The following is a 13929-nucleotide window of genomic DNA, read 5'->3' on the forward strand; positions in this document are numbered from 1 at the left end:
GCCGCGGTTGGGCGGCCGCGGCCAAGATTGCTGCCGGCGTATGTTGTTGGGGTCAAGAGGAGGATAATGCAGCGCCGTCATGAGATGCCCTTCGGGGCCGCCTGCCTGGATGACGGCCGGGTGCGCTTCCGGCTCTGGGCCCCGGCCGCCCGCCGGGTTGAGCTTTGCCTGGCGGAGGAAGGGGGCCGGGTGGTTTTACCCATGGCGGCCGGGCCGGAGGGCTGGTTCGAGCTGGTCAGCGATCGGGCCCGGGCGGGGAGTTGCTACGGCTACCGGATCGATGGGGCCGACGAGGTGCCGGATCCCGCTTCCCGTTTTCAACCCCGGGGGGTTCACGGCCTAAGCCAGGTGGTGGACCCCCGGACCTGGTCCTGGCGGGACGGGAACTGGCGGGGCCGGCCTTGGGAAGAAGCGGTGATCTACGAGGTCCATGTCGGCTGTTTCACCCCGCCCGGCACTCTGGCGGCCCTTAACGCCCGCCTGGATTATCTGGTCGAGCTGGGGGTTACCGCCCTGGAGTTGATGCCCCTGGCCGCCTTTCCCGGCCGGCGCAACTGGGGCTACGACGGGGTGTTGCCCTATGCCCCGGCGGATTGCTACGGCGCCCCGGAAGACCTCAAGTTGCTGGTGGAAAGCGCCCATCAGCGGCAATTAATGGTGCTGCTCGATGTGGTTTACAACCATTTCGGACCGGAGGGCAATTATCTCCACGGCTATGCCCCTCACTTTTTCACCGCCCGGCACCAGACTCCGTGGGGGGATGCCCTCAATTTCGCCGGAACGGCAAGCTTCTGGGTCCGCCGTTTTTTTATCGAGAACGCTCTTTACTGGCTCAATGAATACCACTTTGACGGCCTGCGTCTGGACGCGGTGCATGCGATCCATGATGACTCCAAACCTCACCTGCTGGTCGAGCTGGCCCAGGAAGTGCGGGCTGGTTGCGACCCGGAACGCCGGGTCCACCTGGTCCTGGAGAACGACGCCAACCAGGCCCGCTACCTGGGCCGCGACCCGGCCGGCCGGCCCCGGCTCTATAACGCCCAGTGGAACGACGATTGGCATCATGCCGCCCATGTTCTGGCCACCGGCGAAACGGAGGGCTATTACGCCGACTATGCCTCCTCCCCCCGGGCTCAACTGGGTCGTTGCCTGAGCGAGGGTTTCGCCTTCCAGGGCGTACCTTCGCCTTTTCGCCGGGGGCAGGTCCGGGGGGAGCCCAGCCGGGAGTTGCCCCCGGCGGCCTTTGTCAACTTTCTCCAGAATCACGACCAGGTGGGCAACCGCGCCCTGGGCGAACGGCTCAACCGGCTGGCGGCCCCGGAAGCCGTCCGGGCCCTGAGCGCCGTGCTGCTGCTGGCCCCGTCCCCGCCGCTGCTCTTCATGGGCCAGGAATGGGGGGCGACCACCCCTTTTCTCTTCTTTGCCGATTTCGGACCCGAACTGGCCCGCCTGGTCAGCGAGGGCCGGCGGCGTGAATTTGCCGACTTCGCGGCCTTTGCCACCCCCGAACAGCGCCGCCTGATTCCCGATCCCGAGGCGCTGGAAACCTTCGCGGCCAGCGTCCTGGTCTGGGATGAGTCGCAAAGCCCGGCGGGGAGGCAATGGCTCGATTTTCACCGCCGGCTGCTGGCCCTGCGCCGGCGGGAAATTATTCCCCTGGTCGCCCGTCTGGCCAATGGCGCGGCTGGCTGGCGAACCTTCGCCGACCGGGGCCTGCAGGTGGTCTGGCCCTTTGGCGATGGGAAGGAAAGCCTGGTCCTGCTGGCCAATCTTGGCCCGTCTCCGGCCGTCGGCCCCCGGGTGGGCGGGCGGTTGTGGTTTGCGCTGCCCGCCGTGGTTCAAGATGAGCAACTGCCGCCCTGGTCGGTGCGTTGGCTGGTGGGTGAGGATGTCCGCCTCTAAGTGGCGGCCAGGCCGATTATTTTACCCCCGCGAAAATCAAGCGACAGACCGGGTTTCTTCTGGCGGCCGCTGTTCTTTCGGTGGTTAAATTCGCCAACCCGGTCAACAACCTGAGCCCATGCTGGCCAGGGCCGCAAAATCGACCATCCGTCTGGAGGGGGGGTGGCATCGCCGCTTAGGGCGCCGGCGCCGAGGATTGGCCAGCTGGCCCTAAGCCGCCAGGCCGCCATCCCGGCAGGGCCAAGATACCGTTGCCCGGGTCGCCGCCCGGCGGCTGCTGGTTATACGATTTAACCGTTTGCCGCCTTGTCGCTAAAACTTGCTGGAGAGCCGCCCATGCCCCGCCGTCGCATCATTCCCCGGGCCACTTATCGCCTGCAGTTTCATCGCGATTTCAACTTCGCCGATGCCACTGCCCTGGTTCCTTATCTGGCTGAACTCGGCATCAGCCACTGCTACGCTTCGCCGATTCTCAAGGCCCGGCCCGGCAGCCGGCATGGTTACGATATCGTCGATCACCGGGAACTTAATCCGGAACTGGGCGATCGGGCGGCTTTCAAGGGCCTGGTTGAGCGGTTGCGGGACTACGGGATGGGTCTGATTGTCGACATTGTTCCCAACCATATGGGGGTCGGCGGGGCGGACAACGCCTGGTGGCAGGATGTGCTGGAAAACGGGCCGGCGGCCGAATACGCCTCCTTTTTCGATATCGACTGGCGGCCCGCCCACGAGGTGCTGCAGGGCAAGGTGTTGCTGCCCATTCTGGGCGACCGCTACGGCAATGTGCTGGACCGCGGGGAGATCAAACTGGCTTTCAGTTCGGCAAGCGGAACCTTTCATTTCGCCTACTACGAGCATCAATTGCCCCTGGATCCGGCCACTTATCCCGCTGTGGCGGCTTTGGGCCTGGAAGCGTTCCGCCGCCAGACGGCCGCCGATGATCCCGCCCTGCTGGAACTGGAGAATCTGCTCACCGCCTTTGCCCATCTGCCGGGACGGGGAAATGTTGATCCCCAGCGGGGACAGGAACGGCGGCGGGACAAGGAGATCACCAAGCAGCGCCTGGCCGATCTCTGCAGGCGGGAACCCCGGATCGCGGCCCTGATCGAGCGGTGTGTCGCCCTTTGCAACGATCCCGCCGACCGGGGCGAACGGCTCCACGCCCTGCTGGAAAAACAGGTTTATCGCCTGGCCCATTGGGTGGTGGCGGGGGATGAAATCAATTACCGCCGTTTTTTCGACATCAACTCCCTGGCCGGACTGCGGGCCGAGCGCGAGGAGGTTTTTCAGGCCACCCACGGCCTTTTGCTCGAACTGGTGGCCGCCGGTCAGATCGAGGGGCTGCGGGTCGATCATCCCGATGGGTTGTCGGACCCGGCGGCTTATTTCGTCCGACTCCATGAGGCGGTAACAGCCGCCTCTCTCCCGCCCGCCGCCGAACGGGAAAAGGCCTCCCCGGCCCCGGCCGGCTCGGATAATTCGGATATTTACCTGGTGGTGGAAAAAATTCTCGCGTCCTACGAGTACCTGCCCGAGCAGTGGCGGGTGGACGGCACCACCGGCTACGATTTCGCCAACCAGGTCAACGGTCTGTTTACCCGACCCGAGCAGGAGGCGGCCCTGACCCGGGTTTACCATCGCTTTATCGGGCGCCGGCTCGATTTTGACGACCTGCTCTACGAACGCAAAAAACTGATCGTCACCACCCAGCTTTCCAGCGAACTGACGGTGCTGGCCCGCCTGCTTAAGGATATCGCCGAAGGAGATCGCCATACCCGTGATTTTACCCTGAACGGCCTGCGGGATGCGCTCATTGAAGTAACGGCCTGTTTTCCCGTGTATCGCACCTATATCAGGGCCGAACCCGGGGGAGCAACGGTCAGCCCCGAGGACCGCAACTATGTCGAGTGGGCCGTGGCCCAGGCCCGCAAGCGCGGCTCGGCCATCGACCCCATCATCTACGACTTTCTCCAGGCCAGCGCCCTGGCAATCCCGTTTGCCGCCACCGCCAACTGGGCGGGAGGTGATCCCCCCGACCCGGGGCCCGGGCCGGAAATGGCGGTCCTGCAGCTCCGGCTGGCCCGGATGGTCCGCAAATTCCAGCAATATACGGCCCCGGTGATGGCCAAGGCCCTGGAGGACACCACCTTCTACATCGCCAACCGGCTGGTCTCCCTGAACGAAGTGGGCGGCGATCCCCGCCGCTTTCATGTCTCGCCGGCGGCCCTGCACCATGCCGCCCAGGATCGGCTGCGCCGCTGGCCCCATGCCATGCTGGCCACCTCCACCCACGACAGCAAGCGCAGCGAGGATGTCCGGGCCCGGATCAATGTGATCAGCGAAGTGCCGGAACTTTGGCGCCGGCAGCTGCAGCGCTGGCGGCGCTGGAACCGTTCCCGCAAAAGCCGGGTCAACCACCGGCTGGCCCCCAGCCCCGATGACGAATATCTTTTTTACCAGACCCTGTTGGGTTCCTGGCCCCTGGCGGCCGCCGGTGAACCGGCCGGCGCCGATGATGATTACCGTCGCCGTTTGCGGGAATACATGCTCAAGGCGACCCGGGAGGCCAAGGTCCACACTTCCTGGCTCAATCCCGACCCGGCTTACGAAGAAGCCACCGCGCGCTTTGTCGACCAGGTTCTCGATCCGGCCCCGGCCAATCCCTTTCCGGCCGATTTCGCCGCCCTGGTCCGTCGCCTGGCCCCTTACGGGCTGCTGAACAGTCTGGCTCAGCTGCTGCTCAAGCTCACCAGCCCGGGAGTGCCGGATATTTACCAGGGCAGCGAGTTGTGGGATTTCAGCCTGGTGGACCCGGACAACCGCCGCCCGGTGGACTACCGCCGCCGCCGCCGGCTCCTGGCGACTCTGCCCAGCCTCGATCCGGCCAAGCCGCCACCGGCCGCGGAGGTTCGGGCGCTGTTGACCGGGCTCGGGGACGGCCGGCTGAAGCTTTATCTGATCGGCCGGATTCTGCGCTTCCGCCGCCAACTTCCGGAACTTTTCCAGGAGGGGACCTACCAGCCCCTGGCGGTGGAAGGGCCCCGCCAGCATCAGGTTTGCGCCTTTATCCGCCAATGGCGGGAACACCGCCTGCTGGTGGCGGTGGGGCGCTGGTTCGCCTCCTGGGACCAGGAAACGGTTGGCGGCGGCGCGGCCGGGGGAGGGGTCCGGGAAAGCGAACCAGGTTCGGATTCCCGGTTCCCCCGCCCACCCGGGGAGCGGTTTTCCCCGGACCTGCCCCTTTTCACTCCGGCAGCCTGGGGTGATACGACCCTGGTGCTGCCGGAGGAAATCAGCGGGGCCTGGCACAATCTCCTGGTCGCCGCGACCATCGAGCCGGAGGCAACCCCCGGAGGCCGGCGCCTGCGGTGTGCCGAGGCCTTTGCGCATTTGCCGGTGACGGTTCTTTATGGTCGGGCAACTTCCTAGGGCCTCGCTGGGTTGGCTGGGGTGAGGAAGACGCGCTGGTTGCCCGGCGGCCTGATTACGGCTGGTAAACAGCAAGCCAGCAGGGGCCCTGACAATACCTCCTGGTTGTTTTCCAGCTTTCTCGTAAACGGGTTTATCTCTTGCTTACAAGTAAATATCTCCACTATTACCCCCGGTCGTTGCCCGCCAACCTTGGCCGGGCCCGGTTGCTGCGGGCCGGCGGCGGCGATTTCTGCGTTTGTGCTTGACAGTTGTTGCTAGAGCTTATTATGAAGAGGGGCTGCAGTCTGAAAACTCTGGTCAGTCGGGGCTTCCGTTTTGACCCTACTTTGACCTGCCGCCTTGGTTCATTACTAAATTTTAAATACCGGTACGGAATGCGGAATGCCCCTTTTTTTCAAACGGCCCCAGGACTCTCAGCAAATCAAGGGTAAACAGCCCCTGATTTGCCCCGCCCAGATGGAATTACGCGGCTTCACCCGCAGCCTGGGTGAACTGCAGTGGCTGTTGCTCACCCTGGTGCTGCTTTATTCCCAAACCCCCAACGCCACCATTGACAGCTTTTCCGTCCTTTTTCTGGCCATGGTGGCCTTCGTTCTCTTTGTCCTGGGATTCCGCTACCTCAACTTTTTCATCACCGCCAAGCGCTGGAAGCTGGCCATTGAAATCGTGGCCATGGTGGTTTTCATCAGCGTCGCCAGCTGGTACACCGGCGGCAACGCCAGTCCGCTGGTCAATGCCTACCTGCTGATCCTGATCGCCAGCGCCCTTACCCTCGGCAAAATGCTGACCATGCTGCTGGTTCTGCTGATCGCCTTTATCTATCTTTTTATGGCCTATGCTCTCCATGGGGTGGCGTTGTTTTCCCTGGTCATGTTCACCGACCTCATGGTCCGTTTCACCCCGCTTCTGCTGGTCGCTTACCTTACCACCATGCTGGCGGCGGACATTAATTTTGCCAAGCAGTTGCTGGCCGAAGAATCTTACCGCGACGAAATGACGGGCCTGCTGAATATGAGGGGCTTCAAGAAAATGCTGGATCAGGAGATCGCCCGGGCCCAGCGCTACGGGCACCCCCTGACCCTGATGATGGTGGATTCGGACAAGCTCAAGGCGACCAACGACCGCCACGGTCACGAGGCGGGCAACTGCCTGATCCGGATGGTGGCAGAGACCATCCATCTGGGCCTGCGCTCCACGGACACCCTGGCCCGTTTCGGAGGCGACGAATTTATCCTGCTGTTGCCGGAAACGTCCCAGGACCGGGCCAAGGTGGTGGGGGAAAGAATCCGTAAGGCGGTGGCCAACGCCAGCACCACCTTCAATGGCAGCAGGCTTACGGCCACGGTCAGCATCGGCGCCGCGGTAACCGGCCAGGATCTGACCACCCGAGACGACCTGATGCAGGTCGCCGACCGGGCGCTTTATGTCAGCAAGCGGGCCGGCAGAAACCGGGTGACCCTTTACGGCTGCTGGCAGGAGCTTCATCGGGAAGCTGGGGCTGACGGTTCCGGGCGTCACGGAGACCAGGCCTCCTGATCCGCGCCCCCCGCCAAAGCAGGGGGAGATCTCCCCAGGTTGCTCCGGTTTAGGTCCCCGGCGACTGCCGGTCTTCCGGGCCGGCTCCCCCATCATGGCCCGGCCCGGTCCTGTTCCTGGCTAATTGTTGAACCTTCAAGGCGTTGTCTTCCTGGCCGGGAAACCGCCATTATTCGCCTCTGCCGGCCGTCAGTCTGCTTTCTCCCCGTGATTTATCCTTGACTTTTCATGTCGTAAAATTCCAGAATATTAAACATGTTTTGAGTTTTTTTCTGTCTTGGCCCTTTGGCTGCCGGCCGGGGCCGAATTTTGTTAACCTCGCGACTCTCAAGGAGGATTGAACCATGAAGCAAGATGGTGGCTGGAGCCCTTACCTGGCCGGAGGTCTGACGGGGCTGGTAGGGGTGATGTCGGTCGGACTGACCGGGCAGTTTTTCGGCGCTTCCACCTCATTTGTCCGCACCGCTGGAATGATTGAACAGTGGCTTGGTCCCGACCGGGTGGCCCAGATGGATTACTTCATCAAAGTGGTGCCCAGGGTTGACTGGCAGTGGATGTTCGTCGTCGGCATCGTCCTGGGAGCTTTTGTTTCGGCCATAACTTCGGGCTCTTTCCGCCTCCAGGCGGTGCCGGATATGTGGAACCGGCGCTTTGGCCACACCCCGGGCAAACGGGCGGTGGTGGCTTTCTTGGGCGGGACGGTGGCCATGTTCGGCGCCCGTCTGGCCGACGGCTGACCCAGCGGCCACGGGTTGAGCGGTTCGCTTCAACTGGCGGTTAGCGGCTTTGTCGCCCTGGTCTGTTTCTTTGTCGGCGGCATGATTATGGCGCGCATTGTGTATGGGGGGGCACGAAAATGAGCATTCTCGTTTATGGCCTGATTACCGGTTTTCTCTTCGGCTTTCTGCTCCAGAAGGGGCGGGTGCTGCGTTATGACAAACAACTGGGGGCCCTGCGGCTGCTGGACATGACCATCGTCAAGTTCATGCTCTCCAGCGTCATTGTCGCCATGGTCGGGGTTTATCTGCTCCAGGACCTGGGCCTGGCTAAACTTTCCGTCAAGACGATGATCGTGGGCCCGGTGGTCATCGGCGGTCTGCTCTTCGGCCTGGGCTGGGGTCTGTTGGGATATTGCCCCGGCACCGCCATGGGGGCCGTGGGTGAAGGGCGTTTTGACGCCTTATGGGGCCTGCTGGGCATGGTCGCCGGGGCGGCGCTGTTTGCCGAGGCCTACCCCTGGTTGCTGGCCACCGTCTATACCTGGGGAGATTACGGCAAGATTACGGTGCCGCAACTCCTGGGGATCAATCACTGGCTGGTTATTCCCGTATTCATCACCGGCGCCCTCCTGCTGTTCCGCTGGTTTGAAAAAAAGGGATTATAACCAATCCGGCTTGCCTTTGGGGGGCAAAGGATCGAAACTTCCCCGATTTCGCGGGTGGACAAACGCAACCCAACTGATCTGGCGAGGAGGAGCAAGATGGTGGACAGGAAGATGATCATGGCGGCAATTCTGGCCCTGGCCCTGGTTCTGGTTATTGGTGGGCCCGCCCTGGGCTCCAGTCATGGGATGATGCATGATGGCGCCGAACACGGTCAAGACCATCATGCCACGTCACCGCCGGGAGAGGATGAGCCTGCCTCCACCCGGGCTTATCGGGCGGCCAATGAGCGGATGCACGCAGCCATGGATATTGCCTTCACCGGGGATGCCGACATCGATTTTGTCAAGGGGATGATTCCCCATCACCAGGGAGCCATAGAAATGGCCCGAGTGGTTCTTGAGCACGGCCGGGATCCGGCAATTCGCGCCCTGGCCGAGGAGATCATCTCCGCCCAGGAGGAGGAGATCGCCCATATGCGGGCCTGGCTGGCGGAACGCGGCTACGGCCATTAACAGTCCGCTCCGATCGCCGGGGCTGGCTATGCTTCTCTCCGGCTGACCTGCAGCAAGCGCCAGCTTTGCAGCAGGGCCGCGGTGGTCAAGCCCGCCACCAGGCCGATCCAGAACCCTTTGGCGCCCAGGTACAGGCCAGGCCAGGGGGAAAGCCCCAGCAGATAACCCGTCGGCAAGCCGATGAACCAGAAGGCGATGAAGGTTATAACCATCGGCACCCGGGTGTCCTTGTAGCCCCGCAGGCCGCCGGTGGCGCTCACCTGGATGGCATCGGAAACCTGGAACAGGGCCGCGAAAAACAGCAAATGGACGGCCACCTGGCGCACCGCCGCGTCGGGGCTGTAAAGGGCGGCGATGGCCGGAGCGAAGAGCAGAATGGCGCCGGAAAAGAACATGGCGGTCACCAGGGTGGTCAGGATTCCCCCCAGGGCGCTGAAGCGGGCCGCCCCGCGATCGCCGCGGCCCAGGGCCTGGCCGACCCGGATGGTAATGGCCATGGAAAAACTCAGCGGCACCATGAAGATCAGCGAAGTGATGTTGAGGGCGATCTGGTGTCCCGCCACCACCGTGGCGCCCAGGGAGGCCACCAGCAGGGCGATCACCGCGAACATGCTGGTTTCAATGAAGAGAGCGATTCCGATGGGAAAGCCCAGCCGGACCATCTGGCCGATCAGGCCCGGGGCGGGGGGAGCCCAGGCCAGCAGGGGAGGCAAAAAGCGGTAGCCCCGGCCGCGGTGGATTAGAACCGCCAGGGCCAGCATCATCACCCACAGCACCAGGGCGGTGGCCCAACCGCAACCGACCCCGCCCATGGCGGGAAAACCCAGCTTGCCGTAAATCAGGACATAGTTGGCGGGGATATTGCAGGCCAGGCCCAGAAAGCCGATCACCATGATCGGCCGGGTCAGGGAAATCCCTTCGCTGAACGAACGCAGAGCCTGGTAGATCGCCAGGGCCGGAAAACCCCAGGCGATTGCCTGCATATACCCCCCCGCCAGAAGCTGGACCTCCTTTTCCAGGTTAAGGATATCCAGCAGCCATTCCACATTGCGCAGCAGCAATAACCCTCCCAGGCCAATGAACAGGGCAATCCACAGGCCCTGGCGCAGGACGGTGGGGATGGCCTGGTGGTTGGCGCCGCCGAAATGCTGGGCCACCATGGGGGTTATGGCCATCAGGATCCCGCCGGCGGATAAAACGATGGGAAACCAGATACTGCTGCCGATGGCCACCGCCGCCAGATCAGCCGGGCTGACCCGGCCGGCCATGACCGTATCGACAAAACCCATGGCCATATGAGCCACCTGGGCCAGGATCAGGGGCAGGCTCAGGCGGACCAGGCGGCGCAACTCGGCCAGATAGGCAGCCAGGAAAAGCTGGACGTCTTTTTTACGCATGATCCTTGTTTACCATTTATCCCCTCCCGGGACTGCCGCTATTTTGCGCCGCAGGATCGCAAAAGTCAGGCCCGGCTTTTGCGTTGACAGGCCGGCCGGAAGCAAATATAAAGTACTTTCCGGTGCATAAAAGCCGGAATTGTCCGGTTGTGCCTGGTCGGCCCTGCCCGCTGCAAGGAGGCCAGGCGACTTTTTTTATCACCCACCTCCGTCATCCCGTGACCTCCGAGACTAATCAAGACCACGACCAGGAGCATGACCAGTCAGCCGCTCTGGGCAGCTATCTCTGGCAGGTTTTTCCTTTTGTTAAGCCCTACAAGGCGCGGATCGGCATTGGCCTGCTCCTGAACGGCCTGGCCCGGCTTTTCGACTTGCTGCCCCTGGTCCTGATCGGCTGGGTGGTGGATGCCATCACCAGCCAGGGGGAAGCCGGCACCGAGCCCAGCGTCTTTTTCTGGTTCGGCCTGGCCGTGCTGGGAACCTTTCTGGCTCTGGCCGTTTTTCAGAGTCTCAGCGATTATTGCCTGGATACCATGGCCCAGAAAGTGCGCCACGATTTGCGCCTGGCCATCTATGCCCACCTGCAGCGCCTGGATGCCGGCTTTTTCGAGGAGCGCCAAACCGGTGATTTGCTGGCCGTGGCCTCCAACGACGTGGACAATCTGGAATACTTTTTCTCCGATGTCACCACCAACATTGTCCGCCTGGTAATCACCTTTGTCGGCGTTTACGGCTTTCTGTTCTGGCTCGACTGGCGGCTGGCCCTGCTGCTGATCGCCCCCTTGCCCTTTGCCGTGGTGGCCGTCCGCTTCTTTGCCGTCCGGGTTCAGCCCCAGTACCGCAAGGCCCGGCGGGCCGTGGGGGAGATCAACAGCATCCTGGAAAACAATATTCGGGGAATCGGGGTCATCCAGGCCTTTACCGCCGAAGAGGAGCAGCTGCGCCTGGTGGCCAAGCGGTCCCGCCAGTATGTCGATGCAGCCATCTCCGCCGCCCGGGAGCGGGCCCGGTTCATTCCCCTGATTTACCTGGTGGCCGGCCTGGCCTTTGCCCTGCTGATTACGGGGGGAGCCTGGCTGACCGCCACCGCAGGCGGGCCCAGCCTGGGCAATTTCACCACCTTCGTGCTCTTTGCCGTCCGCCTGGTCTTTCCCCTCTTTATTTTCGGCATGCTGATCAGCCAGATTCAGCGCTCGGAGGCCTCGGCCCGGCGGATCGCCAAGCTGCTGGCCACCGCGCCCCGGGTAATCGATCATTCCCAGGCCCGGGAGCTGGCCGGGGTTCCCGATAAGATTGATCTCCGGGGGGTCGATTTCGCCTACAGTCCGGGCCGGCCGGTGCTGCGCGGGGTTAGTTTCGAGTTGCGGCGGGGCCGGGTGCTGGGCATCGTTGGCCCCACCGGGGCGGGCAAGAGTACCCTGGTCAAACTTCTGCTGCGCTATTATGATCCGGGCGCGGGGGACATCCGGGTCAACGGCCAGCCCCTGCCGCTGCTGCAGCTCGAGAGTTTTCGCCGCCATGTGGGCTATGTTTCCCAGGAGGCTTTTCTTTTTTACGGCACCGTGGCCGAAAATATTCGCCTGGGCTCTCCTGAGGCGGATTTGGACGAGGTGAAGCAGGCGGCCCGGATTGCCGGGGCTGACGAATTCATCGAGCAACTGCCCGCCCGGTACGACACCCTGATCGGGGAACGGGGTTTGAAACTCTCCGGCGGCCAGCGCCAGCGAGTTTCCCTGGCCCGGGCGGTGCTGCGCAATCCGGCCCTGATCGTGCTGGATGAGGCCACCTCGGCCGTGGATACCCGCACCGAGGAACTGATCCAGGCCAACCTGCTTCGTTTCAAGCAGGGACGGATGACCGTGGCGGTGGCCCACCGCCTGTCCACCATCCGCAACTGCGACGAAATCCTGGTGCTGGTGGACGGCACCATCGCCGAGCGCGGCACCCATGCCGGTCTCCTGGCGCAGGGCGGGGTTTACGCCGGCCTCTGGCGGGTCCAGAGCGGGGAGAGCGGGGCCGGCAGCCGCGACTGCGAGGGGCCGGCAGCAGGGACGGCGGCAGCATCCACCCTGAAGGCCGTTGATTGATCCGGGGGCAGGCTGGAGCGCCAGGCTTGTTGCCGGGCCGGGACCGGCAGGCGGGTGGAGGAACCGGGCCTTGAGAATCCAGCTCATGATCAATACGGCGATCTGCTTGCTGCTGCTGGGTTGGACCCTGCTGCCGGAACCGGTTCGCGGCTGGCTCTTTTTACCCCTCTGGGCGCTGGCCGTTGTCCTGGTCTTCTCCGGCAGCATCGAGGCGGCCAGATTACGCCGCCGGGCCTGGCTGGGCCAGTATCTGCAGGCCGGTTCACCCTGGAACCATCTGCTGCGCGGTGGTGTCCTGATGATCAGCCGGCACCTGTTGCTGGCCCTGGTCCTGGCCAACCTGATGCTGGTCAAGCTGCTGATCATGAATCCCTGGCTCTGGCTGGTTTTGTTGTTGAACCTCCCTCTGCTGGCCGGCCTGACCGCCGGGGTCCGGGCCCGCCTGCAGCGGCACGCCAAGCCCGAGGTGGTGCGCCCCCTGGCCCGTAGAATCATCGTGCCGGTCAACGTTAGCCTGCTGTTGCTGGTTTACCTCTTGGTATCGCTGAATTTGTCGCAACCCAACCTGGTCGGCCAGAGCTGGCTCGGCGCCATGAGCGGCAACCTGCCGGCTTCTTCGGCCTCCGGCACTCTGCCGGGCATGTTGATGCACTTTCAGCAGACCTTGGAGCTGACCGCCCAATGGGCCCTGCAAAACACCCTGGGCGGCCAGGGGAGCGGCAGCTTTCTGGGCCTGCTGGGCTGGAGCCTTTTTTTTCTCACCAGCGGGACGTTTCTCTGGGCCTGGGTCCGCCTCCTGGTCGGGGCCGAAGCCCTGCGGGAACGAAACCGCTGAGCAGGAGTGAGCAGCATGGACCGCAACCGGCCCCGCCCGCCCGAGCCGCGGATTCCCTTGCGCCCCTGGCAGATCTGGCTTGCCGGCGCGCTGCTGGTCACCGGCGCTTTCGTCTTGCTGAGCCTGGGCCTGCGCAACCTTGGGGATCGCCTGGCCGCTGATGAAGTTTTTGCCGTCCTGGTCAACCAGCAAAGGCTGCTGCTTGACGGCGAAACCCTGCGGGCCTTCGACCAGGAGCTGTCCGGCCTGTCGGGTCAGCAACTCGAGAGGGTCTCCGGTCACCTGCGGCACTGGGTCGACCGGCAGGTGGACGAAGCCTTTGCCCTGGCCATCGGCGCGGTGCCCGGCTACCTGGACTGGTACTACTCCCTGCCGGGATCCTACACCAGGCTCTATCTTGCGGTTTACGGCCAACTGGAAACCGGGGTGCAGGAACAGATGTACCGCCAGCTCTTCGCGGCCAGCGGCATGCAGGGGCGCCTGGAGCAGTTCGAAGATAATTTCAGCCGGGAAATTGAGGGTCAATTGCAGGGGGTGGGTGATGCTCTGCGGGCCCAACTGGCCGAGCGTTACCAGGATTTCCAGACTGAGCAGGAGGTTGGGTCTGGCGGAGAGCGGCAATTGGATTTCGACCGGGCCATCGAACTGGCTTTCAGTCCCGGGCGGGAGGACATCCAGCGCTGGCAGGCCGGGGCCCAAGCGGCGGGAGTGACCGGGGCCGGCTCTCTCGCCCTGCTGAGCCGGCGGGCCATCCTGCCCCGGCTGATCAGATTGCCGGCGGTCCAAACCGCCCTCCAGGGCCTGGCCCGCCATGTCGCCGCCTTGGCGCCGCGCCCTGCTGGA

The 13929-nt window shown here is 63.7% G+C and carries 10 protein-coding genes; 9 read left to right on the plus strand and 1 reads right to left on the minus strand.

What is annotated here, in order from left to right; genetic code table 11:
- The first annotated feature begins 66 nt into the window (after positions 1–66).
- The 6 genes from treZ (at position 67) to copM (ending at position 8767) form a co-directional block, all read left to right on the plus strand.
- Complete coding sequence (treZ, locus tag ACHHTY_RS03385; RefSeq protein ID WP_395492652.1) at positions 67–1902, plus strand: malto-oligosyltrehalose trehalohydrolase; 1836 nt, start codon at positions 67–69, stop codon at positions 1900–1902.
- A 336-nt stretch (positions 1903–2238) separates the two neighbouring features.
- Positions 2239–5331, plus strand: coding sequence for a malto-oligosyltrehalose synthase (gene treY / locus ACHHTY_RS03390; protein WP_395492653.1), 3093 nt, complete (start codon positions 2239–2241; stop codon positions 5329–5331).
- A gap of 384 nt (positions 5332–5715) precedes the next feature.
- Complete coding sequence (locus tag ACHHTY_RS03395) at positions 5716–6870, plus strand: GGDEF domain-containing protein (RefSeq protein ID WP_395492654.1); 1155 nt, start codon at positions 5716–5718, stop codon at positions 6868–6870.
- Between the two features lie 344 nt (positions 6871–7214).
- Complete coding sequence (locus ACHHTY_RS03400) at positions 7215–7730, plus strand: YeeE/YedE thiosulfate transporter family protein (RefSeq protein WP_395492655.1); 516 nt, start codon at positions 7215–7217, stop codon at positions 7728–7730.
- Positions 7727–8254: a DUF6691 family protein gene (locus ACHHTY_RS03405; RefSeq protein ID WP_395492656.1), complete on the plus strand. Its 528-nt coding sequence runs from the start codon at positions 7727–7729 to the stop codon at positions 8252–8254. The genes ACHHTY_RS03400 and ACHHTY_RS03405 overlap by 4 nt, the downstream gene beginning before the upstream one ends.
- A gap of 96 nt (positions 8255–8350) precedes the next feature.
- The gene (copM, locus tag ACHHTY_RS03410) at positions 8351–8767 is read left to right on the plus strand and encodes a CopM family metallochaperone (RefSeq protein WP_395492657.1); all 417 of its coding nucleotides are present in this window, start codon (positions 8351–8353) and stop codon (positions 8765–8767) included.
- 26 nt (positions 8768–8793) lie between these two features.
- Here copM and ACHHTY_RS03415 read toward each other — a convergent pair whose 3' ends face one another.
- Positions 8794–10164: an MATE family efflux transporter gene (locus ACHHTY_RS03415; protein WP_395492658.1), complete on the minus strand. Its 1371-nt coding sequence runs from the start codon at positions 10162–10164 to the stop codon at positions 8794–8796.
- Between the two features lie 218 nt (positions 10165–10382).
- Here ACHHTY_RS03415 and ACHHTY_RS03420 point away from each other — a divergent pair, with 218 nt between their 5' ends.
- From ACHHTY_RS03420 to ACHHTY_RS03430, 3 genes are all read left to right on the plus strand, one after another.
- Positions 10383–12251: an ABC transporter ATP-binding protein gene (locus ACHHTY_RS03420; protein ID WP_395492659.1), complete on the plus strand. Its 1869-nt coding sequence runs from the start codon at positions 10383–10385 to the stop codon at positions 12249–12251.
- Between the two features lie 70 nt (positions 12252–12321).
- Entirely contained in the window at positions 12322–13086 is a 765-nt protein-coding gene (locus ACHHTY_RS03425) for a hypothetical protein (RefSeq protein ID WP_395492660.1), read from the plus strand.
- Positions 13087–13101: 15 nt separating this feature from the next.
- Positions 13102–13929, plus strand: an 828-nt coding sequence (locus tag ACHHTY_RS03430) for a hypothetical protein (protein ID WP_395492661.1), incomplete at its 3' end; no start/stop codon positions are given.

Source organism: Desulfurivibrio nitratireducens, from assembly GCF_044068515.1.
Classification (GTDB): domain Bacteria; phylum Desulfobacterota; class Desulfobulbia; order Desulfobulbales; family Desulfurivibrionaceae; genus Desulfurivibrio.